The organism is Stenotrophomonas sp. KH_052 (assembly GCF_057838755.1).
The window spans coordinates 333447-355000 of sequence record NZ_CM174475.1; the positions used below are offsets into that span (position 1 = coordinate 333447).

Annotated in this window: 19 protein-coding genes (1 of these 19 only partly in view); 7 read left to right on the forward strand and 12 right to left on the reverse strand. The window is 68.0% G+C overall.

Annotated elements, in window-relative coordinates; genetic code table 11:
• Positions 1–85: 85 nt before the first annotated feature.
• The gene (gene radC, locus AC3ITW_RS01445; RefSeq protein WP_012509812.1) at positions 86–790 is read right to left on the reverse strand and encodes a RadC family protein; all 705 of its coding nucleotides are present in this window, start codon (positions 788–790) and stop codon (positions 86–88) included.
• 151 nt (positions 791–941) lie between these two features.
• On the opposite strand from radC, the gene AC3ITW_RS01450 reads away from it, so the two are divergent.
• Positions 942–1997, forward strand: coding sequence for a hypothetical protein (locus AC3ITW_RS01450; protein WP_489389982.1), 1056 nt, complete (start codon positions 942–944; stop codon positions 1995–1997).
• Between the two features lie 11 nt (positions 1998–2008).
• On the opposite strand, the gene AC3ITW_RS01455 is transcribed toward AC3ITW_RS01450, so the two are convergent.
• Positions 2009–2635: a response regulator gene (locus AC3ITW_RS01455; protein WP_006387709.1), complete on the reverse strand. Its 627-nt coding sequence runs from the start codon at positions 2633–2635 to the stop codon at positions 2009–2011.
• Positions 2636–2863: 228 nt separating this feature from the next.
• On the opposite strand from AC3ITW_RS01455, the gene coaBC reads away from it, so the two are divergent.
• The 3 genes from coaBC to AC3ITW_RS01470 are packed head-to-tail and all read left to right on the forward strand — an operon-like array spanning position 2864 to position 6954.
• On the forward strand, positions 2864–4126 hold the full coding sequence (gene coaBC, locus AC3ITW_RS01460; protein ID WP_012509815.1) for a bifunctional phosphopantothenoylcysteine decarboxylase/phosphopantothenate--cysteine ligase CoaBC: 1263 nt from the start codon (positions 2864–2866) through the stop codon (positions 4124–4126).
• A complete protein-coding gene (gene dut / locus AC3ITW_RS01465) occupies positions 4123–4596 on the forward strand; it encodes a dUTP diphosphatase (protein ID WP_065724207.1) in 474 nt (157 codons plus the stop codon). Before coaBC ends, dut begins: the two co-directional genes overlap by 4 nt.
• Positions 4597–4608: 12 nt before the next feature.
• Complete coding sequence (locus AC3ITW_RS01470) at positions 4609–6954, forward strand: phosphomannomutase/phosphoglucomutase (RefSeq protein WP_489389983.1); 2346 nt, start codon at positions 4609–4611, stop codon at positions 6952–6954.
• 95 nt (positions 6955–7049) lie between these two features.
• Here the strand turns inward: AC3ITW_RS01470 and AC3ITW_RS01475 are convergent, their stop codons facing one another.
• From AC3ITW_RS01475 to pyrE, 8 genes are all read right to left on the reverse strand, one after another.
• Complete coding sequence (locus AC3ITW_RS01475) at positions 7050–7763, reverse strand: response regulator transcription factor (RefSeq protein WP_006387966.1); 714 nt, start codon at positions 7761–7763, stop codon at positions 7050–7052.
• Positions 7744–10404 carry an ATP-binding protein gene (locus AC3ITW_RS01480; protein ID WP_489389984.1) on the reverse strand — a complete coding sequence of 887 codons (2661 nt, stop codon included), beginning with the start codon at positions 10402–10404 and terminating at the stop codon, positions 7744–7746. Before AC3ITW_RS01480 ends, AC3ITW_RS01475 begins: the two co-directional genes overlap by 20 nt.
• Before the next feature lie 51 nt (positions 10405–10455).
• Entirely contained in the window at positions 10456–11106 is a 651-nt protein-coding gene (gene kdpC / locus AC3ITW_RS01485) for a potassium-transporting ATPase subunit KdpC (protein WP_065724210.1), read from the reverse strand.
• Positions 11103–13160 (reverse strand): potassium-transporting ATPase subunit KdpB, encoded by a 2058-nt coding sequence (gene kdpB, locus AC3ITW_RS01490; RefSeq protein ID WP_180889943.1) that lies wholly within the window; start codon positions 13158–13160, stop codon positions 11103–11105. The genes kdpC and kdpB overlap by 4 nt, the downstream gene beginning before the upstream one ends.
• A 10-nt stretch (positions 13161–13170) precedes the next feature.
• The gene (gene kdpA / locus AC3ITW_RS01495; protein WP_489389985.1) at positions 13171–14880 is read right to left on the reverse strand and encodes a potassium-transporting ATPase subunit KdpA; all 1710 of its coding nucleotides are present in this window, start codon (positions 14878–14880) and stop codon (positions 13171–13173) included.
• Positions 14881–14892: 12 nt separating this feature from the next.
• Positions 14893–14985 (reverse strand): potassium-transporting ATPase subunit F, encoded by a 93-nt coding sequence (locus AC3ITW_RS01500; RefSeq protein WP_012509821.1) that lies wholly within the window; start codon positions 14983–14985, stop codon positions 14893–14895.
• A gap of 219 nt (positions 14986–15204) precedes the next feature.
• The gene (locus AC3ITW_RS01505; RefSeq protein ID WP_489389986.1) at positions 15205–15867 is read right to left on the reverse strand and encodes a hypothetical protein; all 663 of its coding nucleotides are present in this window, start codon (positions 15865–15867) and stop codon (positions 15205–15207) included.
• A 19-nt stretch (positions 15868–15886) separates the two neighbouring features.
• Complete coding sequence (gene pyrE, locus AC3ITW_RS01510) at positions 15887–16546, reverse strand: orotate phosphoribosyltransferase (RefSeq protein WP_032972564.1); 660 nt, start codon at positions 16544–16546, stop codon at positions 15887–15889.
• 162 nt (positions 16547–16708) lie between these two features.
• Between pyrE and AC3ITW_RS01515 the strand changes: the two genes are divergently transcribed.
• The 3 genes from AC3ITW_RS01515 to AC3ITW_RS01525 all read left to right on the forward strand — a co-directional run bounded on the left by AC3ITW_RS01515 (position 16709) and on the right by AC3ITW_RS01525 (position 19119).
• Complete coding sequence (locus AC3ITW_RS01515) at positions 16709–17509, forward strand: exodeoxyribonuclease III (RefSeq protein ID WP_006388246.1); 801 nt, start codon at positions 16709–16711, stop codon at positions 17507–17509.
• Entirely contained in the window at positions 17506–18810 is a 1305-nt protein-coding gene (locus AC3ITW_RS01520) for an AmpG family muropeptide MFS transporter (protein ID WP_006388247.1), read from the forward strand. Before AC3ITW_RS01515 ends, AC3ITW_RS01520 begins: the two co-directional genes overlap by 4 nt.
• 78 nt (positions 18811–18888) lie before the next feature.
• Entirely contained in the window at positions 18889–19119 is a 231-nt protein-coding gene (locus tag AC3ITW_RS01525; protein WP_032972567.1) for a hypothetical protein, read from the forward strand.
• Positions 19120–19225: 106 nt separating this feature from the next.
• On the opposite strand, the gene AC3ITW_RS01530 is transcribed toward AC3ITW_RS01525, so the two are convergent.
• Together AC3ITW_RS01530 and AC3ITW_RS01535 are read right to left on the reverse strand one after the other, a co-directional pair.
• Positions 19226–20353 (reverse strand): anhydro-N-acetylmuramic acid kinase, encoded by a 1128-nt coding sequence (locus AC3ITW_RS01530; RefSeq protein WP_100435673.1) that lies wholly within the window; start codon positions 20351–20353, stop codon positions 19226–19228.
• A gap of 64 nt (positions 20354–20417) precedes the next feature.
• Positions 20418–21554, reverse strand: the 3' portion of a protein-coding gene (locus AC3ITW_RS01535; RefSeq protein ID WP_006388279.1) for a M23 family metallopeptidase. 336 nt of this gene lie beyond the right edge of the window; only the last 1137 of its 1473 coding nucleotides appear in the window; its start codon lies off the right edge, out of view; its stop codon occupies positions 20418–20420.

Consider the following 21554-nt stretch of genomic DNA (forward strand, 5'->3'; position numbering starts at 1 on the left):
TCGCCCATTTTAGCGCAGATACCAGCGGCCACGCTGACCGGAACCTGCCTGTGGGGGCGACCGATGGCGCCCGGAGGGCGGGCGCTCAGCCGAACAGCCGGGGCTGGGGCGGCGACAGCAGGCCTCGTTCAGCAAACGAAACGGGGCGGCCCTCACCGACCACGAAGTGGTCCAGCAGGCGCACGTCCACCATCGCCAGTGCCTGCTGCAGTTCGTCGGTGATGCGGGTATCGGCGCTGGAGGGTTCCGGGTCGCCGGAAGGGTGGTTGTGGCTGAGGATCACCGCCGCCGCGTTGTGCAGCAGGGCGCGCCGCACCACTTCGCGGGGGTAGACCGGCGCGGCGTTGATGGTGCCGTGGAACAACTCCTCGCAGGCGATCAGCCGGTGGCGGTTGTCCAGGAACAGGGCCATGAAGATCTCCCGGGCCTGGCCGCGCAGGCGGTGCTGCAGGTAGCGGCCGACCGCGGCCGGGTTGTTGCCGACCGCTTCGCCATGTTCCAGCTCGGCAGCCAGGTAGCGGTGGGCCAGTTCCAGCCCGGCAGCCAGCGTACAGCTGCGCGCCGGGCCGAGCCCGGGCAGGCGGGCCAGTTCACGCGCGGGGCGGTCCAGCAGCACCCGCAACGGGCCGTGCGCCTGCAGCAGGTCGCGCGCGGTCTGTACGGCATCGCGGCCGCCGAAACCGGAGCCCAGGAACAGCGCCAGCAGTTCGGCATCGGAAAGCGCCGTGGGCCCGCGTGCCATCAGCTTTTCGCGGGGACGTTCCTGTTCGGGCCAGTCGTGGATGGGCATGGCCCCAAGCTTGGACGATTGGCCCCACCACCGAAATCAGGAAACCGGGATGAGAGGGGTCAGTCGATGCCTACCGGGCAGATTTTCAACAAATTTCAGTGTATCCACTGATCGCCTTTTCTAGACTTCAATGGTGTGCTTAGGAGACCTGATGAAGCGACTTTCCCTGATCCTGATCCTTTCAACGTCGATGCTGCCTGGTCCGGCGGGGGCAGGGGGCGCTGCCGCGACCTACGAGGAACTGTCCTCGTTGGCCAACAGCGGAGTAGCGGTCGTGGCGGCAAGCTTCGATGGTGCTGTACTGGCGGGGACTGGCCGTCGCGGGTGCTGCTTCTCGCAGGCATTCCGATGGTCCCGTCAGGATGGTGTCCATTGGCTGTCACCGCGGAACGAAGCAGAAGACAGTTCCGCTCGGGCAATCAGCAGGGACGGTCAGATCATCCTGGTGGAGACCCGAATCTCGACCGCGATGCAGGTTCTCCGCTGGTTGCCTGATGGCGAACGGGTTGCGGTTACCCCGGTCAGCCAATCCCACCGAGGCTTGGCGATGAACGCTGATGGGACAGTCGTCGGGGGGGCGGAGTACCTCTACCACTCACCGGATAGCGAGCAGCCGTACCTGTGGAGCGAGGCAGAGGGCTATCGCATTCTTCCGGCACCAGGAGGAGCCGACGGTACGCGTCCCACCCATTTCGACCCGGATCCGGCTGTTGTCCATGGCATTTTCTTTGTCGACGGGCCTGAACCAGGCGATCCCGCGAGGCCCATGCGGATCCGGTGGCGAAACGATGAAATCGATCCCGCCTCGCTTGCACCCATGCCGGATGACACCCTCCAGATCGGTCAGATCGCCATGGAGCAGTCGCTTCAGGTCGCAGGGATCGATCGCTACGAGCCAATGTCGATCGTGTGGATGGATCTGCAGGGCGGAATCCTGCTGGGAAGCGAGCCATTTTCCAACCAGGCACTGATCTGGACGCGCAGCAACGGCGTGTGTCGTCTGGAAGACTGGCTGCGGGCACTTCCTGTGGAGCTCCCCGAAGAGACCCGTTGGGAAGGCTCTCTGGTCAGCCCGGACGGACGCGTGCTGGTTGGCGTTGGGCACCGCAAGGAAGGCGAGGAGCAGGTTCCCTGGCGGGTATCGTCGGAGGTGCCTTTGGCAGACATTGTCCTTTCTGCTCCTGGTTGCGCCGCTTCAGCCAGCTGAGCCCCAATGCCTCAATCGCGCCGGGTCTGCAGGTAGTCGAACAGTTCCTGGTTGTTCTGCAGGCCCAGCTTGCGCTTGGCTTCGGCCTTCTGCCGGCTGATGGTCTTCGGACTGCGCCCGCAGCGCTCGGCGACAGCGTTCACGCTGAGCCCGGCCGCCAGCAGATCCAGCACCTCCTGCTCGCGTGCCGACAGCGGTGCCGGTTCGCGCGGGAACAGCAGGTCGCGGGCCTGCAGGTGGTGGCGCAGCTGCTGGGAAACGAACACCTGGCCGGCCAGTGCCGCGCTCAAGGCCTGCGGCAGTTCGGTGAAATCGGCGCACTTGTCGACCAGGCCGCTGATGCCTTCGCGCAGCAGGCCGTCAAGCAGCCCGGGATGGCGCGCACCGGTCAACACCACCACCGGCAGCCCCGGATGACGTGCGCGCAGCGCGTCGATCAGTTCCGGGCCGTCCGGGCCGTCCCCCGGCATCGACAGATCGGTCAGCACCGCATCGCAGTCATGGTGCTCCAGCAGCTGCAGCAGCTCCGCGCCGTCACTGGCGCTGCCGACGATCTCCATCAGGTGGGTCTGCAGCACGACGCGGATGCCGTGCAGGACCACAGGATGGTCGTCGGCGATGATGATGCGTGGGTGCACGCGCTTCCTCGGAGATCGAACGGACCGCTGCACACAGCGGCCAACGCCTGATTCTGCAAAAGGGCGGGGTCGTAACGGTATAGGAAAGGTCCGAAACCGATGCCCGGCGTCTGCCAGGTCAATACGGGCGGACTCCATCTGCTGATAGCCGCCCGCTATGTATGCCGTGTACCGGGACATTACCGACCATCGGGTAAGCTACCGCCCTCGTTTGCACAGGAATTCCAGGTGGCTGACTCCCCCAATGCTTCTCCCGCGCCGGCCCGCGCGCTGGAAGGTCAGAAACTGCTGTTGTGCGTCGGAGGCGGGATCGCGGCCTACAAGGCTTTGGAGCTGGTGCGGCGCCTGCGCGACGCCGGTGCCCAGGTGCAGGTGGCGATGACCGCCGGTGCCCAGCAGTTCGTCACTCCGCTCAGTTTCCAGGCCCTGTCCGGGCAGCCTACCCGCACCACGCTGTGGGACAGTGCCGCCGAACAGGCCATGGGCCACATCGAGCTGGCCCGCTGGGCCGACCGCATCGTGGTCGCCCCCGGCACCGCCGATCTGCTGGCGCGGCTGGCCCAGGGCCATGCCGATGACCTGGTCAGCACCCTGTGCCTGGCCAGCACCGCGCCGCTGACGATCTGCCCGGCGATGAACCATCGCATGTGGCTGCACCCGGCCACCCAGGCCAATATCGCCCTGCTGCGCCAACGTGGCGCGCAGGTAATCGGCCCGGTTGACGGTCCGCTGGCCGAAGGCGAATCCGGTCCTGGCCGTCTGGCCGAACCGGGTGACATCGTCGCCGCGCTGGCCGCCAACGGCAGTGCCGAGGCACCGGCTGCCGCGCCGGAAACCCGCGCGCTGCAGGGCCTGCGCCTGCTGATCAGCGCCGGCCCCACCTATGAAGACATTGACCCGGTGCGTTACGTCGGCAACCGCAGCAGCGGCAAGATGGGCTTTGCCCTGGCCGCTGCGGCGGCCGCACTCGGCGCCCAGGTGGTACTGGTCAGTGGCCCGGTGCAGCTGCCGACGCCGCAGGGCGTGCAGCGCATCGACGTGCGCTCGGCCGCGCAGATGCGCGATGCCGTGCTGAAGTCGCTGCCGGCCGACATCTACATCGGTGCGGCGGCCGTTTCCGACTACACGCCGCGCCAGGTCGCGCCGCAGAAGCTGAAGAAGACCGCCGACAGCCAGTCACTGGTGATCGAGCTGGTGCGCACGCCGGACATCCTTGCCGAGGTGGCCGCACAGACGCAGTCGCTGAAGCTGGTGGTCGGCTTTGCCGCCGAGACCCACGACGTGGAGAAATATGCACGGGGCAAGCTGGTCGACAAGCGCCTGGACCTGGTGATCGCCAATCAGGTCGGCATCAGCGGCGGCGGTTTCGAGAGCGACAACAATGCCGCCACTGCCTTCTGGCAGGACGGTGAACAGGTATTCCCGGCCACCTCCAAGCGCGAGCTGGCCGAACAACTGCTGGCGCTGATCGCGCGGAGACTTCAGGCATGACCCAGGCATCCACTTCCCAACCGCTGCAGGTCAAGCTGCTCGATCCGCGCTTCGGCGACAGCTGGCCGCTGCCGGCCTACGCCACCGAAGCCAGCGCCGGCATGGACCTGCGCGCGGCGCTGGATACCGCGCTGACCCTGCAGCCGGGCGACACCGCGCTGGTGCCCAGCGGCCTGGCCATCCACATCGCCGATCCGCACCTGTGCGCGGTGATCCTGCCGCGTTCGGGGCTGGGCCACCGCCATGGCATCGTGCTGGGCAACGGTACCGGCCTGATCGACGCCGATTACCAGGGCCCGCTGCTGATCAGCGTCTGGAACCGTGGCCGTGAGGCCTTCACCATCGAGCCGGGCGATCGAATCGCGCAGCTGGTGGTCGTGCCGATTGCCCGCGTCAACCTGCAGGTGGTGGATACTTTCACCGACAGCGTGCGGGGAACGGGTGGATTCGGCCATACCGGGGTGCGTTGACGGGGGACATCGATGAGCGGCATCGGGGAAGGACAGCGGGGACGGTCGTTGGGTCGCAGTGCACCACTACTGGGGGTGCTGCTGATCCTGCTGGCCGGCTGGTTCGGATGGAGCGCGGTGCAGCAATGGCGGCAGGAAGCCAATGGGCAGGCGCTGGAAGAAGCGCGTGACCAGGCCGTGCAGGGCCTGCAGGACGCTGCAGCCGGCCAGCTGAAGCAGCTGCAGCAGCAGCTGAAGAACGAGCGCGTGCAGCAGGCGCTGCAGGCCGGCGATGCCGCGGCAGCGGCACTGGCCGTGCGCGAGAGCTGGACCGGCGTGGAACAGGCGGAAGTGCTGAGCGCCGATCTGGCCAGCGCCTACGCCGACCCGGCCACCTTCGGCTATGCCCGGCTGGCGCTGCTGGAAGCGGCATTGGCCGAAGGCAAGCCCAGCCTGCGCGTGGTCCGCGATGGCGGTGGCAATCGCCTGGGCCTGGCAGCGCCGGTTCAACTGGGCAGTCTCGGCCCGGCGGTGCTCTACGTGCGCCAGCCATTGCTGCGGCTGACCTCGCCGCTGGACCAGGTGAGTGCGCCATCGGCCGGTTTCCTTGGCCTGCGCCAGGGCGCGCATGACCTCGTCGCCCAGGGCGATGCCGGCCTGGCCGAAAGCGCCGAAGCATTGGCCCGGCCGATTCCGGGGACGCCGTTGCGGCTGGTGGCCGCGGTACCCAATGTCGAACCTGGTCCGCTGGGCCTGGGTTCGCTGGCCAGCGCCATCGTTGCGCTGCTGCTGGCGTTCATCGCCGTGCTGCTGGCGGTGGGGCGCGGCCGCCTGCCGAAGTCGCTGCCGCTGCCGCGTCGGGCGACCGTGGCGGAAGCCGATCATGGCCCGACCCTGAGCGAGAGCCTGCAGATGGCGCCGCCGCCGGTGGCCGAGGCCAGCACAACTGAAAGTGCACCGCCGCCCCCGCCACCGGTTCCGGCCGAGGAACTGGCGGCCGGTATCTTCCGCGCCTACGACATCCGCGGCGTGGTTGGCAGTGAACTGACGCCGAAAACGGCGGCGCTGATCGGCCAGGCCATCGGCACCGTGGCCCTGGAGCAGGGCCTGCGCGAGGTGGTGATCGGCCGCGACGGCCGCCTGTCCGGCCCGGAACTGGCCGCAGGGTTGGCCGAGGGCCTGAGGCGCGCCGGTTGCGCGGTGATCGACATCGGCCTGGCACCGACCCCGGTCGTGTACTACGCCGCCTTCCATCTGCGTACCGGCACCTGCGTGGCGGTCACCGGCAGCCATAACCCGCCCGAGTACAACGGTTTCAAGGTGGTCATCGGCGGCGAGACGTTGTCCGGTGATGCCATCACCGATCTGTACCAGCGCATCGTCGAAGGCCGCCTGGTACAGGCCGCCGAGCCGGGCGATTACCAGCAGCGCGATGTCAGTGCCGACTACATCCAGCGCATCGCCGACGACGTGCAGCTGGACCGCCCGTTGAAGGTCGTGGCCGATGCCGGCAACGGCGTGGCCGGCGCGCTCGCGCCGCAGCTGCTGGAAGCGATCGGTGCGGAAGTCATCCCGCTGTACTGCGATGTCGACGGTACCTTCCCCAACCATCATCCCGACCCCAGCGAGCCGGCCAACCTGGAAGACCTGGTGCAGACGGTGAAGCGCTTCGGTGCCGATCTCGGCGTCGCCTTCGATGGCGACGGTGACCGCCTGGGCGTGGTCACCGGCGAAGGAAAGATCATCTATGCCGACCGCCTGCTGATGCTGTTCGCCGCCGACGTGCTGATGCGCAATCCGGGCGCGATGGTGATCTACGACGTGAAGTGCACCGGCAAGCTGTCCGACCACGTGCTGCGCAATGGTGGCAGCCCGCTGATGTGGAAGACCGGGCATTCGCTGATGAAGGCGAAGATGCGCGAGACCGATGCTGAGCTGGCTGGCGAGATGAGCGGCCACTTCTTCTTCAAGGAGCGCTGGTTCGGTTTCGACGATGGCCTGTATGCGGCTGCGCGCCTGCTGGAGATCCTGGCCCAGCGCGAGGAGACTCCGGACGAGGTACTGGCAGAGCTGCCGGAGATGGTGGCCACGCCGGAACTGAAGGTGCCGGTGGCCGACGGTACGCCGCACGCGCTGGTGGCGATGCTGGTGGCGGCGGCGCAGTCGCCGGACAACCCGTATGTGGGCGGTCGGTTGTCGACCATCGATGGCCTGCGCGTGGACTTCCCCGATGGCTGGGGCCTGGTGCGCGCCTCCAACACCACGCCGGTGCTGGTGCTGCGTTTCGAAGGCAACGACGAGGCGGCACTGGAACGCATCCAGGCGCTGTTCCGCAGCCAGCTGCAACCGGTGCTGGGCGACACCCCACTGGGGTTCTGATTGATCGGGATTGGATCGATCGGGTAGTGCCGGCCGCTGGCCGGCAACCACAGGATGGTTCTGGGATTCAGGAGGTTGCCGGCCAGCGGCCGGCACTACCCCTTGAACCGCAAACCCACGCCCGGCTCCGTGAACAGGTAGCGCGAATCCAGCGCTGAATCGCCCAGCTTGTGCCGCAGCTTGCCGACCAGGATGCGCAGGTAATGAGTGTCGTGCTGGTGGGTCGGTCCCCAGATCTCCTGCAGGATCTGCGGCTGGGTCACCACTCGCCCGGCATTGCGCAGCAGCAGTGAGAGCAACGCGTATTCCTTGCGGGTAAGCGCCACCGGCTCGCCATCCAGCGCCACTTCACGACGCACCAGGTCCACATGCAGGTGGCCATCGTCGAATACCGGCGGCGTGCCATCACTGGGCACGCTGCGCGTGCGCAGCAGCGCCCGCACCCGCGCCATCAGCTCCTGCGTGCCGAACGGCTTGGTCACGTAGTCGTTCGCGCCTGTATCCAGCGCGCGCACCTTCTCGGTTTCGCCGGCACGCACGGTCAGCATGATCACCGGCACCTGGCTCCACTGCCGAAGCTGTTCCAGTACCTCGTGGCCTTCCATGTCCGGCAGGCCGATATCCAGGATCACCAGATCCATGTCCTCGCTGGCGGCCAGCTGCAGGCCTTCCTGGCCGGTGGCGGCCTGTCGTACCTGGTAGCCCTGCGCGCGCAGGCTGATGTCCAGGAACCGGCGGATCTGGGTTTCATCATCGATCACCAGCACGCGCGCGGCCGGGACGCTGGCATCAATCGGGGTCGGACTCATCGTGGGAGGCTGGCTTGAGCAGGGGCAGGGTGATGCGGATCAGGGTACCGCGACCATCGCGTCCGGGCAGCGCCTGCACGCTGCCGCCATGCGCGCCGATCATGCCCTGGCAGATGGTCAGGCCCAGGCCGGTGCCATGGCGGCCACGGTCACCGCGTTCGACGCTGTAGAACATGTCGAAGATGCGCGCACGCTCGTCGTCGGGAATGCCGGGGCCGGCATCGATCACGTCGATGCGCAGCTGGCCGTCCAGCTCGCGCGCCTGTACCTGCACGGCGGCATCGGGCGGCGAGAACTTGGCCGCGTTCTCCATCACGTTGAACACCGCCTGTTCGACCAGCGCCGGATGCACCCAGATCGGCGCCAGCGTGGAAGGAATGTCGAGCTCCAGCCGCACCTTCGGCTGATAGCGCTGCAGGCGTCGCGCTGCCGAGCCGATCAGTTCGTCCACGCCGATCCAGTCGCGGTTGATCTTCAACCCTTCGTGGCCAAGCCGGGTCATGTCCAGCAGGTTCTGGATATAGCGGTCCAGGCGTTCGCCTTCGACCAGGATGGTATCGAGCAGGGCACGGCGATCGGTCGTGTCCATTGCCGCGCCGTAGCTGGCCAGGCTGTCGGCCGAACCGATCATCGCCGCCAGTGGCGAGCGCAGGTCGTGCGACACCGAAGAGAGCAGGGCCGAGCGCAACCGCTCGGTCTCGTTGCTGACGTGCGCCTGTTCCAGTTCGGCCACCAGCCGTGTGCGAAGCGCGGCCTGGGCGATGTCATCGACCATTGCCTCGGCCAGCTGCCGTTGCTCCGGCAGCAGGCGCGCCTGCGCGCCGGGCAGGTACAGGCCGGCCACGCCAATGGCGCGGTCCTCGCCATCCAGCAGTGGCAGGAACCACCACTGCGCACCGGCCAGGGTATCGGTGAAGCGGCCGCTGGGCTGGCCATGGCGCAGCGCCCAGTCGGCGGCGGCCAGATCGGTGTCCCCCGGCTGGCTGCGACCACCGGCCGCGGTGTCTGTTCCAATGCGCAGCCATGCCGGAACGTCCATCGCCTGCTCCAGCGCCAGCCTGCCGGCCTGCGCGACCTCGCCATTGCCGGCCGCACTGGCGAGCTGACGGCCCAGCTGCTGGCGCGCACGCGCATGGCGGTTGGCTGCACGCAGCGCGATCACCTGCATGCGCAGGCGCGAGGCCAGCCGTCCGGCCACCAAGGCGGCGGCCAGGAACAGGAACACGGTGATCACGCCCTGGCGCGCACCAATGGCGAAGGTGAAGCGCGGCGCGATGAACAGGAAGTTGTAGGCGAGGAAACACAGGATCGCCGCCATCACCGCCACGCTGGCGCGCGTATGCGCGGCCACCACCACCACCGCCACGATGAACACCATCGACAGGTCGGCCATGCCGACCCAGCGCTCGGCCAGCCACGCCACTGCGCAGGCCAGTGCGGTGGCGATCAGCGCCTGCGCTGGCTCATGGCTGATACCGCGCACCGGTGGCAGCAGGCCCTCGCGGCGGGAACGCGCGCGCGCCTGCGGCGTGCTGATGATGGTGATCTCGTAATGCGCGCCGCGCTGGATCAGCTGCTGGGTCAGGGTGCGGTTGAACATCCGCGCCAGCGGCCGTTCACGGGTGCGGCCCAGGACCAGGGTCGATACGCCGTTGTGTGCGGCATGGTCGAGCAGGGCATCGGCAATGCTCGAACCATGCAGCAGCTCGGCGTCGCCGCCCAGTCGTCGTGCCAGCGCGAACGCGGCATCGATCTCGCGCCGGGTCGCCTCGTCCTGGCGCCGGCCCTGCACGGTCACCACCGTCCACGGCGCGTCGCGGCGTTCGGCGATGCGTCGCGCCACCCGCACCAGGTATTCGCTCTGGCCGCCGCCATCAATGGCCACCAGCACGCCGCGACGCAGCGGCAGGTTGCTCTCGCCGCGTGCAGCGCGTGCCTCACGCAGGCTGCTGTCGACGCGGTCGGCCGCTTCCTGCATTGCCAGTTCGCGCAGCGCGGTCAGGTTGGCTGGCGAGAAGAATGCCTGCAGCGCCTGCGCAGCCTGTTCGGGCACATAGACCTTGCCCTGCTGCAGGCGCGCGATCAGTTCGCGCGGCGGCAGGTCGACCAGCACGATGTCGTGCAGGCGGTCGAGCACGCCGTCCGGCACGGTCTCGCCCACGCGCACGCCGGTGATCCGCATCACCACATCGTTGAGGCTTTCCAGATGCTGGATGTTGACCGTGGTCCAGACGTCGATGCCGGCGTCCAGCAGCTCCATCACATCCTGCCAGCGCCGCTCGTGGCGGCTGCCCGGCGCATTGCGGTGGGCCAGTTCGTCCACCAGCACCAGCGCCGGATGCCGTGCGAGCACGGCATCCAGATCCATCTCCTGCAGCGAGTGGCCGTGGTAGGCCACTTCCTTCAGCGGCAACTGCGGCAGGCCTTCCAGCAGTGCCTGGGTATCGGCACGGCCATGGGTTTCCACCAGGCCCACAACCAGGTCGACACCGCGGCGCAGCTGTTCCTGCGCGCGGGTCAGCATCGTGTAGGTCTTGCCCACGCCCGGCGCCGCACCGAGGAACACGGTCAGCTTGCCGCCGGCTTCGCGTTGCAGGCCTTCGACCAGGGCATCGGCCTGGCGGGTACGCGCATCAGTCATGGGTGCCGCTGTCATGGCCGCCATTGTGCGCGCAGCCGGTGCAGGCCGGCATCACGGCGCCTTGGCCGCGTGGTCCAGCGCGAAGTTCAGCGTCACCACGTTCACCCGCGGCTGGCCGAACAGGCCCCACTGGCGTCCCTCGGTATGCGCCTGCACCAGGGCCTGCACGCGCTCCACCGGCAGGCCACGGGCACGCGCCACGCGCGCCACCTGCAGCTGTGCTGCCGCCGGCGACAGCTGCGGGTCCAGGCCACCGGCAGACTGGGTGACCAGGTCCGCCGGCACCTGCGCCGGGGCGACGCCTTCGCGCGCGGCGACCGCGGCAGTGCTGGCGGCAACGCGCTCGGCCAATGCCGGATTGCTGCGGGCCATGTTGGAACCGGCGGCGGCCATCGGGTCATAGTTGGCCGCCGACGGACGCGCCTGGAAATAGCCGTCACCCGTGAAAGGCTGCGACAGCCACGCCGAGCCGCGAACCTGGCCGTTGCCATCGCGCAGCAGGCTGCCTTCGGCCTGGGTCGGGTACGCCAGGCCGGCAAAACCGGTTGCGATACCGGCGTAGACCGCGCCAGCCAGCAGCAGTGTGGCCAGGCCCAGGCCGATCGCCGGGCGCCAGCTGGCGCCATCCTGCAGGCTGGCCACGCGGGCCTCGGCCTTCTGTTCGCGCGGAAGGGAGGATGAAGTGGAAGCAGTACGGTTCATGCGCCGAATACCAGGACAAGAAGAAGGTCGATCGCCTTGATCGCTGCGAACGGCAGCAGCACGCCGCCGAGGCCGTACACCAGCATGTTCCGGCGCAGCAGCGCGGTTGCAGTGGCCGGGCGGAAGCGCACGCCACGCAGGGCGAGCGGGATCAGGGCGGGAATCACCAGGGCGTTGAAGATCAACGCCGCCAGCACCGCATTGCGCGGGCTCGACAGCTGCATCACGTTCAATGCGGCCATGGTCGGCACGGCGGCGGCGAACAGCGCCGGCAGGATCGCGAAGTACTTGGAGACGTCGTTGGCCAGCGAGAAGGTGGTCAGCGCACCGCGGGTGATCAGCTGTTGCTTGCCCACTTCCACCACTGCCAGCAGCTTGGCCGGATCCGAATCGAGGTCGACCATGTTGCCGGCTTCCTTTGCCGCCTGCGTGCCGGAGTTCATTGCCAGGCCGATGTCGGCCTGGGCGAGCGCCGGTGCGTCGTTGGTGCCATCGCCGACCATCGCCACCAGGCGGCCACCGGCCTGTTCCTGGCGGATGCGTGCCAGCTTGTCCTCCGGGCGAGCCTCGGCGATGTAGTCGTCGACGCCGGCTTCGGCGGCGATGGCGGCGGCGGTCAGCGGATTGTCGCCGGTGATCATCACCGTGCGGATGCCCATCGCCCGCAGCTGCGCGAACTTCTCGCGCATGCCGTGCTTGACCACGTCCGACAGCTCGATCACGCCCAGCACGTGGCGACCTTCGGCCACCACCAGCGGGGTGGCACCGTTACGCGCCACCTGCTCCACGCGTCCGGCAAGTTCAGCCGGCACGCTGCCGCCCAGCGCCTGCACGTGGGCACGGATCGCATCGGCGGCGCCCTTGCGGATCTGCCGCCCATGTTCCAGGTCCACGCCGGACATGCGGGTCTGTGCACTGAAGGCCAGGTAGTCGGCATGGTCCGGCTCGGCGGTGGCGCAGCCCTGTTCGCGCGCCAGGCGCACGATCGACTTGCCTTCCGGGGTCGGGTCGGCCAGCGAAGAGAGCAGTGCTGCTTCGCGCAGCTGGCTGGCGTCGATGCCGGCCAGCGGATGGAAATGGCTGGCCTGGCGGTCGCCGTAGGTGATGGTGCCGGTCTTGTCCAGCAGCAGCACGTCGACGTCGCCGGCCACTTCCACCGCCTTGCCCGACTTGGCCAGCACGTTGGCGGCCAGCGCACGGTTCATGCCAGCGATGCCGATGGCCGGCAGCAGGCCGCCGATGGTGGTCGGGATCAGGCACACCAGCAACGCGATCAGCAACAGCGGGTCGACCTTGACGCCCACGGAGGCACCAATGGCCGGCAGCGTTGCCACCACCACCAGGAAGGTCAGCGTCATCGCCGCCAGCAGCAGGGTCAGCGCGATCTCGTTCGGGGTCTTCTGGCGGTTGGCGCCTTCCACCAGCGCGATCATCCGGTCCAGGAAGCTGTGGCCCGGTTCGGCGGTCACCCGCACGATGATCTGGTCGGACAGCACCTTGGTGCCGCCGATCACGCCGGAGCGGTCGGTACCGGCCTCGCGCAGCACCGGCGCCGATTCGCCGGTCACCGCGGCTTCGTTGATGGTGGCCAGGCCCTGCACGATCTCGCCATCGGCCGGCACCAGCTCACCGGCGCTGACGATCACGTGGTCGCCCGGGCGCAGTTCGGCGGCCGGCACCTGGGTTTCGGCGGCACCCGGCTGCGGCGTGGCCAGCCGGCGTGCCACCAGGTCCTGGCGGGCACGCCGCAGCGACGCGGCCTGGCCACGGCCACGTGCTTCGGCCACGGCTTCGGCGAAGTTGCCGAACAGCACGGTCACCAGCAGGATCGCGGTCACTGCCAGGCCGAAGCCGAGTGGCGCGTTGCCGGTCAGGGTGACGATCGCGGCGACGATCGTGCCGGCCATCACCACCGCCATCACCGGGCTGCGCACCAGATGCATCGGCGACAGCTTGAGAACCGCTTCGACCAGCGCACGGCGCAGGCCGGCGCCATCGAGCAGGGCAGGGCGCGGCGCATGGGTACTACGGGTTGAACTTGCTTGGGTACTCATCAGGGTGTCCTTAGTGCAGTCCCAGGCTCAGGTGGTCGGCGATCGGGCCGAGTACCAGCGCCGGCATGAACTGCAGCACGGTCAGGATGACGATCACCGAGACCAGGGTCAGGGCGAAGGTCGGGGTTTCGATCTGCAGGCTGCCGGCAGACTCCGGCGCCTGGCGCTTGGCGGCCAGCTGTGCGGCCACCACCAGCGGAATGATCAGCAGCGGGAAGCGGCCCAGCAGCAGCACCAGCGAGCAGCTCAGGTTCCACCACGGCGTGGCGTCGCCCAGTCCTTCGAAGCCCGAGCCGTTGTTGGCGTAGGCCGAGACATACTCGTAGAAGACCTGGCTGATGCCATGGAAACCGGGGTTGGAGGTGCCGGCCAGGCCGGGCACGGCCAGGGTGATTGCGGTGAACACCAGCAGGGTGATCGGCTGCAGCAGCACCAGCAGGGCCAGCAGGCGTACCTGTGGCGTCTCCAGCTTGCGGCCGAACAGTTCCGGCGTACGCCCGGTCATCAACCCGGCCAGGAACACGCCCAGCAGCAGGTACACGATGAACTGCTGCAGGCCGCAGCCGATACCGCCCCAGATCGCGCTGACCAGCATGTTGACCATCGCCAGGCCGCCACTCAGCGGGCTCAGCGAGTCGTGCATGCCGTTCACCGAACCGTTGGAGACCTGGGTGGTCACCGCCGCCCACAGCGCGGTGCCATCGGCGCCGAAGCGTACCTCCTTGCCTTCCATCAGCAGCGGCGTGGCGGCGCTGGGGCTGTGGCCCTCGCTCCACACCATGGCGCCGGTGGACAGCAGCGACATGCCGAGCATGCAGCTGAACACCAGGACGCCGAAGCGGCGTCGGCCGGTGAATGCGCCGATCATGAAGATCACTGACATCGGCACCAGCAGGATGCCAAGGATTTCCAACGCATTCGAAACCGGCGTCGGGTTCTCCAGCGGGAAGCTGCTGTTCGGGCCGTACCAGCCACCGCCGTTGGCACCGAGCTGCTTGGCTGCGACCATCGCCGCCACCGGGCCCAGCGGCAGTTTCTGTTCGGCCATGCCGGCACTGGCGTCGATCGGCGTGGCCTGCGGGCCACCGGCCATCGTCGACGGCACGCCCTGGCTGGTCAGCAGCAACGTCCACACCAGGCACAGCGGCAACAGGAAGCGCACGCACAGGCGCACCACGTCCACGTAGTAGTTGCCCACCGCCACCTGGCGGTCATCACCGGCACCGCTGGCCGCTGCGGCCTGCGGCGAACGCGCGAACAACGCACGCAGTGTGGCCACCGCCAGCGCCAGGCCCATCATCGGCGTCACCACCTGCAGGCCGGTGATGCCGGTCATCTGCGAGAGGTAGGACAGCTGCGCCTGGCCCGAATAGTGCTGCTGGTTGGTGTTGGTCAGGAACGAGATCATCGTGTGCAGCGCGGTGTCCCAGCGCATGTTCGGGATCTGGTCCGGATTCAGCGGCAGCCAGGCCTGGGTCATGAACACCGCCTGGGTCAGCACCGCCACCACCACGTTGCTCAGCACGAAGGCCAGCACGTAGCCGCGCCAGGACATCGAGCGCGACGGGTCGACGCCGAACACCCTGTACAGCGGTTTCTCGATCCAGTGGAACAACACGTCGACCTTCATCGGCGCGCCATGCATCACGCGCGCCAGATACAGACCCAACGGCCAGGCCAGCAGCAGGCTGGCGGCAAGAATGACAATAATCTCAGTCATGGCAGTCTCCGCTCAGAACGACTCGGGCCGCAGCACGACATAAAGAAGATAGGCGGCGGCGACCAGCACCACGACGCCACACAACAACGACAGCCAGGGGGACATTGCATTAGCGTCCTGGTGGAACCCCTCCACCTCAGGCCGTCATCGTCGTCCTGCCCCCCATAAACGCACTACGCGCCGGACCGGGCCGACGCGTAAAGAGTGCATAAATTCCGTGGGCCAATCCGTAACCAGCCCCACCTGCTGTAAAGCCGAGCCCATGCTCGGCTGCTCTTTCCCGAGGTCACGCGGAGCCGAGCGTGGGCTCGGCTCTACCGGGAATCAGAGGGCCTGATCTGCCGGCACCAGCCCCTTCAGCTCGCGATAGCGCTGCAGGCTGCTGTCGATCTCGGCTTTCAATGCCTGCTGCTGCTGCAGGAATCCTGCCTGCAGGCGCTGCTGCGCCTGCAACTGCACATGCCGTTGGCGGATCGCCTCGGCCTGCTTGTCGGCCACCTTGCCGCCGGCCAGCTCACGGTCACCGGCGGCCGACAGAAGCGCCACCAGCGACTCGCGCAGGCTGGTGACGTTGTACTCGGCGGTCTTCAGGTTGTTGTCCAGCACTTCCTGGCGCTCGGTGAACACCCGGCGCAGGTCGTCCTCGCTGCCATAGGTGGACAGCATCGCCTGCTCGGTACGCTGGCGGGTCTGCGAGGCCATCAGGTCCAGCTGTTGCTGCTGCGCCACGGTGCTGGCGGCGGCGCGCTCTTCGTCGGTCAACGCGCGCTGGACCTGCGCGTTGCGCAGGCCACTCTTCGCGTTGAACTCCTCGCGGGCATGGTTGACCGCATCGGCCGGCAGCGAATCACTGCAGATCCGATCCTTGCCCTCGTTCCAGCAGTACAGCTTCTTTTCCGCCTTGCCGCTGTCGCGCGACTGCGCCGGCACGGTGAACGGCAGGGCCAGCAGCAGGCCGGCGAAGAGAACAGCAGGAACTCGGGACATGACCTTTCCCCTGGGTCGGTCAGCGGATCGAACGGACGCCGTACTGGGCCCGGTAGGCCTCCAGCGGCTGCCGGTAACCGACAAGTTCCGGGTTGCCGGAGGCGAAATCAAGCAGGTCGGCCAGCGTCGCCACGGCGATCACCGGAATGCCGGCCTCTTCGGCCACCGCCTGTGCGGCGGAGCGATGGTCGGTGTCCGAGGCGATCTCCTGGCGGTCCAGCGCGACCACGATGCCGGCCGGGATGCCACCGGCGTCGCGGATGATGCCCAGCGCTTCGCGGATCGCAGTGCCAGCGGTGATCACGTCATCGACGATCAGCACGCGCTTGCCATTCATGTCGGCGCCGATCAGCTGGCCGCCTTCGCCATGGGCCTTGGCTTCCTTGCGGTTGAACGACAGCGGCAGGTCGCGGCCACGCTGGGCCAGCTCGCAGGCCATCGCGGTGGCCAGCGGAATGCCCTTGTAGGCCGGGCCGAACACCACGTCGTACTTGATCCCAGTGGCGTCGATGGCGTCGGAATAGCACGCGCCCAGCTGCGACAGCAGGGAGCCGGAGTCGAAGCGACCGGCGTTGAAGAAATAGGGGCTCAGCCGGCCGGACTTGAGGGTGAACTGGCCGAAGCGGAGGGCATCGGCGGTCAGGGCCAGCTGCAGGAAACGGTGACGGTGGTCGCTCATCAAAACTCGATTCATCTTCATTTGGAGCACAAATCCTAATCCAGCTGGGCGTTTCGCGCTCGTCCAGCACCTTGTGAAGGGTGCCCGGGCGGTGCCTGGCGGACTGCGCAGCCCGGCAGGCAACCGGTATGCTTGCCCGGTTTCCCGCCGCAGGTCCCCCGCATGCGCATCATCAGTTTCAACGCCAATGGCATCCGTTCCGCCGCGACCAAGGGCTTCCTCGACTGGTTCCGTGCCCAGGACGCCGACGTCCTTTGCATCCAGGAGACCAAGGCCCAGGAAGACCAGCTGACCGACCCGATGTTCCGCCCGGACGGCCACCACTGCTTCTACCGCGACGCGATCACCAAGAAGGGCTACAGCGGCGTGGCGATCTACAGCAAGCGCGAGCCGGACCAGGTCATCACCTCGCTGGGCTGGGCCCCGTTCGACGACGAAGGCCGCTACATCGAGGCGCGCTACGGCAATCTCAGCGTGGTCTCCTTCTATATCCCGTCCGGCAGCTCGGGCGACCTGCGCCAGGGCTTCAAGTTCGAAGTGATGGAATGGCTGCGGCCGATCCTCGAAGAGTGGGCGCGCAGCGGCCGCGACTACGTGCTGTGCGGCGACTGGAACATCGTGCGTTCGGCGCTGGACATCAAGAACTGGAAGTCCAACCAGAAGAACTCCGGCTGCCTGCCGGAAGAGCGTGACTGGCTCAACGCGCTGTGCGCCGACCATGGCCAGGCCACCGATGTCGCCACCGGCCGCGGCTGGGCCGACGCCTACCGCCTGCTCAATCCCACCGGCGAGGATTACACCTGGTGGAGCAACCGTGGCGCCGCCCGTGCCAACAATGTCGGTTGGCGCATCGACTACCAGTTCATCACCCCGGGCCTGCGTGACCGCCTGCGCAGCTGCTCGATCTATCGCGATGAGCGCTTCTCCGACCACGCGCCGTTCATCGTGGACTACGACCTGTGACCGAGGCTGCCAAGCCGGTCAGCTACAAGGGTTGGGCAGGAATCAAGCGCGCCTTCGGCACACCGTCGGCGCTGACCATGGCCATGCTGGGCTTCGGCAGTGGCCTGCCGTTCCTGCTGATCGCCTCGCAGACCCTGTCCACGCGCCTGCGTGACGTTGGCCTGGATCTGGGCAGCATTGGCCTGATCAGCCTGGCCAGTTTCTTCTACCTGCTCAAGTTCCTGTGGGCGCCGCTGCTGGACCGCTACGCCTTCCCGTTGCTGGGCGGGCTTGGCCGCCGCCGCTCATGGTTGCTGGTATCGCAGGTGATGGTGCTGGTCGGTCTGGTCGCGCTGGCCTTCGTACGGCCCGAGCAGGGGGTCTGGCCGCTGGTGATGTGGGTGCTGGTGGCGTCATTTGCTGGTGCCACCCAGGACTCGGCAGTTGATGCCTACCGCATCGAGATCGCGCCACAGGCGGCCCAGGCGGCGCTTGCGGCCACCTACACGCTGGGCTATCGAATCGGCCTGATCCTGGCAGGGGCAGGCGCGTTGTACCTGGCCCAGTTCGAAGGCTGGATCATCGCCTATCTGGCCATGGCGGCGCTGATGCTGCTGCCGATCATCACCACCCTGCTGTGTGCCGAACCAGAGCGTCCGGCCACGGCCGTGCAGCGTCGCATCGACGTTGCCGAGGCTTTCGTCCAGCCGATCAGCAGCTTCTTCACCCGCAACGGCGTGGCGTTGGCGTTTGCGTTGCTGGCCTTTGTCGGCTTCTTCAAGTTCCCCGACCAGGTCATTGGTGTGATGGCGGGGCCGTTCTACCTCGACTCCGGATTCGACAAGGCGGACATCGCCACGGTTTCCAAGCTGTTCGGCGTGTGGATGGGCATTGCCGGCGCCTTCCTGGGTGGCATCGCGGTGGCGGCGTTCGGCTTCCGTCGCATGTTGCTGGTGGCGGCGCTGGGGGTGGCCTTGTCCAACCTGGCCTTCCTGCTGATGGCGCACAATCCAGGCAAGCTGTGGGCGTTCTATGCCGCGCTCAGTGCCGACAATCTGTTCCAGGGCTTTGCCGGCACCGTGCTGGTGGCCTTCATGTCGTCGCTGACCGACCGCAATTTCACTGCCACCCAGTACGCGCTGCTGGTCTCGCTGGCCAACCTGCCGGGCAAGTTCGTCGGCGGCGTGTCCGGCTACATTGTCGAGGCCACGTCCTACAGCACGTTCTTCATCCTCAGCTCGGTAACGGTGGTGCCGACCCTGCTGCTGCTGGTCTGGCTGTGGCCGCGCATCGCCGACCGCGGGCCGCCACCGGTCGCCTGATTGCCTGACCGCCCGGTCTGCGGGATCATCGCCCCCGACGCGCCGAGGGGGCGGTGCCTTGCGAACGGGGAAGTGAGCATGGCCGACGTTGTGCTGCGGGACCTGGACCCGCTGTTGCTGGAACGCATCCGACGGGTCGCGGTCGCTCGCGGCTGGACCCACGAACAGACCTGCGAGGCCTTGCTGGAGCAGGGCTTGTTCAGCAGTGAACTGGAAGTCCGTTCCGGCTTCGGTGATCCCGAAGTGGATGCGCTCTCCGATGCCATCGCCGCCCTGCAGGCCCTGCCCGCAGGGCAGGGCTTCGACTGACCTGACACCTGGTCGCGGCGATACCTGCCCGCCGGGCATGGTCCGTCGCTACCGGGATGCTGCCGACGGGGTAGCGCCGGGCCATGCCCGGCGGATGTAGCCCCGCTCAGGCCAGGTGGATCGCGCCCAGGATCCGCGGGCCCTTCGCCCCGGTCACGCTCGGCAGGTTGCCGGCCAGCCCGTCCATCGTCCGCTGTGCCAGCCACGCAAAGCCCATCGCCTCCACGTACTCCGGGTCCAACCCGTGCACCGCACTGGACTCCACCTGCACCCCCGGCAGCCGCGCCGCAAGTCGCCGCATCAGCTGGGTATTGCGCACGCCGCCGCCACATACCAGCAGTCGCCGTGTCTGTGGCTGCTGCGCCAGCAGTGCATCGACCACCGTCGCCACGGTCAGCTCCAGCAGGGTGGCCTGCACATCGGCGGCGGCGTACTGGCCTTCGCCCATGTGCGCCTCGGCCCAGGCCAGGTGGAACTGCTCGCGGCCGGTGCTCTTCGGCGGCGGCAGCGCGAACCACGGATCCGAGCGCCAACCCGCCAGCAGGCCCTCGTCCACCGCGCCACTGGCCGCATACGCGCCATCGGCGTCGAAGGTGCGGCCGGTGTGGCGCTGGCACCAGGCATCCATCAGCGCGTTGGCCGGGCCGGTATCGAAGCCACGTACCGCGCCCTCGCGCGGGATCAGGGTCAGGTTGGCGATGCCGCCCAGGTTCAGCACGGCGCGGTCTTCATCGGCAGTGCCCAGCATGCCCAGATGGAATGCCGGCATCAGCGGCGCACCATGGCCTCCGGCTGCCACGTCGCGGCGGCGGAAATCACACACCGTGGTGATCCCGGTCAGCTCGGCGATGCGGTTGCCGTCGCCCAGCTGCACGGTGAACGCCGGGTCGGCCAGTGGCCGGTGGCGCACGGTCTGCCCATGCGAGCCGATCGCGCGCACCTGGCTGCGGTCCACGCCAGCCTCGGCCAGCAGCTGGTTGGCCGCCTCGGCAAAACGGATCGCAATCCGCGCGTCCAGTTCGCCGAGCTCTTCCAACGAATCCAGCGGCCCGCCTTCGCCCAGCGCCACCAGCCGCGCGCGCAGCACCGGCTCCCAGCGGGCGGTCAGCCCATGCACGAAGCGGCAGCCACCACTGGCGGGGAACTGCACCAGTGCGGCATCGATGCCGTCGGCGCTGGTGCCCGACATCAGGCCAAGGTACAGGGGGGCGTCGCTGTCGGCAGTCGTGTTCATGGCAGGCATAAAAAAAGGACGCGGCAAGCTTGGGCTGCCGCGTCCTCCTTCGTCAACGCAGGGCTCAGCCGCGCTTGCGGCCGTTGCCCGGCTTGTCCTTGGCACTGGCCACTTCAGGCGCGGCCTCGTCGCGGCTGGTCGGCGCCGGGCTGGCGTCGGCGTAGATCAGCTTCTCCATGCCCTGGATGCGGGCCATCGCCGGCGCGGTCTGCGCACGGAAGGCGACCAGCTCGGCACCCTTCAGCGGCTCCGGCGGCGGCATGGTCACGGTCAGCGGGTTGCGATGCTCGCCGTTGACGCGGAATTCGTAGTGCAGGTGCGGGCCGGTCGCCAGGCCGGTCGAGCCGACATAGCCGATCACCGTGCCCTGCGCCACGCGCTGGCCGGTGCGGATGCTCGCAAAGCGCGACATGTGGCCGTACAGGGTGGTGTGGCCGCGGCCGTGGTCGAGGATCACCACGTTGCCGTAACCACGCTGCACGCCGGCGAACTGCACACGGGCATCGCCGGCGGCCATGATCGGAGTACCGGTGCGCGCGGCGTAGTCCACGCCCTTGTGCATGCGCATCTTGCCCAGCACCGGGTGCTTGCGCGCACCGAAGGTGGAGCTCAGCCGCGCGAACGGGATCGGCATGCGGATGAAGCTCTTCTTCAGCGAACGGCCGTTGATGTCGTAGTACTCGGCCTTGCCGTTGCGGTCGAAGCGGAAGCCGGAATAGGTCTTGCCGCCGGTGGTGAAGGTCGCCGCCAGGATCTTGCTGGTGTCCACCTTCTCGCCTTCGCGCCAGGTTTCATCCATCACCACGCTGAAGCGGTCGCCCGGCTGCAGGTCCTTCGAGAAGTCGATGTCGTACTTGAAGATGTCGTCGGTCATCGTCGCGATCGCCGACGGAGACAGCCCGGCGCGGCGGGCCGCGGCGTACAGCGAGCTGGTGATCTCGCCGCTGGTGACCACGGTGCGCGTGGAGGTCTCGCGTTTGGTCACCTTTTCCTTGATGTCGTCGCCGGACAGGCTCAGTTCCACCCGGTTGTCGGCATCGCGGTCGAAGCGGATGCTGCGCAGGTCACCGGACAGCGGCATGTCGAAGGCGATCTCGGCACCCGGGCGCAGCTTGGTCAGCGCCTCGCGCGCACCCGGATGGTCCAGCACCCGGTGCAGGGTAGTAGCCGGGATGCCGGCCTTGTCGAACAGGTCGCTCAG

Coding starts and splice junctions, on each gene's coding strand:
- radC (WP_012509812.1), bottom strand. CDS start 790: ATGCCCATCCACGACTGGCCCGAACAGGAACGTCCCCGCGAAAAGCTG.
- AC3ITW_RS01450 (WP_489389982.1), top strand. CDS start 942: ATGAAGCGACTTTCCCTGATCCTGATCCTTTCAACGTCGATGCTGCCT.
- dut (WP_065724207.1), top strand. CDS start 4,123: ATGACCCAGGCATCCACTTCCCAACCGCTGCAGGTCAAGCTGCTCGAT.
- AC3ITW_RS01470 (WP_489389983.1), top strand. CDS start 4,609: ATGAGCGGCATCGGGGAAGGACAGCGGGGACGGTCGTTGGGTCGCAGT.
- AC3ITW_RS01475 (WP_006387966.1), bottom strand. CDS start 7,763: ATGAGTCCGACCCCGATTGATGCCAGCGTCCCGGCCGCGCGCGTGCTG.
- AC3ITW_RS01480 (WP_489389984.1), bottom strand. CDS start 10,404: ATGACTGATGCGCGTACCCGCCAGGCCGATGCCCTGGTCGAAGGCCTG.
- kdpC (WP_065724210.1), bottom strand. CDS start 11,106: ATGAACCGTACTGCTTCCACTTCATCCTCCCTTCCGCGCGAACAGAAG.
- kdpB (WP_180889943.1), bottom strand. CDS start 13,160: ATGAGTACCCAAGCAAGTTCAACCCGTAGTACCCATGCGCCGCGCCCT.
- kdpA (WP_489389985.1), bottom strand. CDS start 14,880: ATGACTGAGATTATTGTCATTCTTGCCGCCAGCCTGCTGCTGGCCTGG.
- AC3ITW_RS01500 (WP_012509821.1), bottom strand. CDS start 14,985: ATGTCCCCCTGGCTGTCGTTGTTGTGTGGCGTCGTGGTGCTGGTCGCC.
- AC3ITW_RS01505 (WP_489389986.1), bottom strand. CDS start 15,867: ATGTCCCGAGTTCCTGCTGTTCTCTTCGCCGGCCTGCTGCTGGCCCTG.
- pyrE (WP_032972564.1), bottom strand. CDS start 16,546: ATGAGCGACCACCGTCACCGTTTCCTGCAGCTGGCCCTGACCGCCGAT.
- AC3ITW_RS01515 (WP_006388246.1), top strand. CDS start 16,709: ATGCGCATCATCAGTTTCAACGCCAATGGCATCCGTTCCGCCGCGACC.
- AC3ITW_RS01525 (WP_032972567.1), top strand. CDS start 18,889: ATGGCCGACGTTGTGCTGCGGGACCTGGACCCGCTGTTGCTGGAACGC.
- AC3ITW_RS01530 (WP_100435673.1), bottom strand. CDS start 20,353: ATGAACACGACTGCCGACAGCGACGCCCCCCTGTACCTTGGCCTGATG.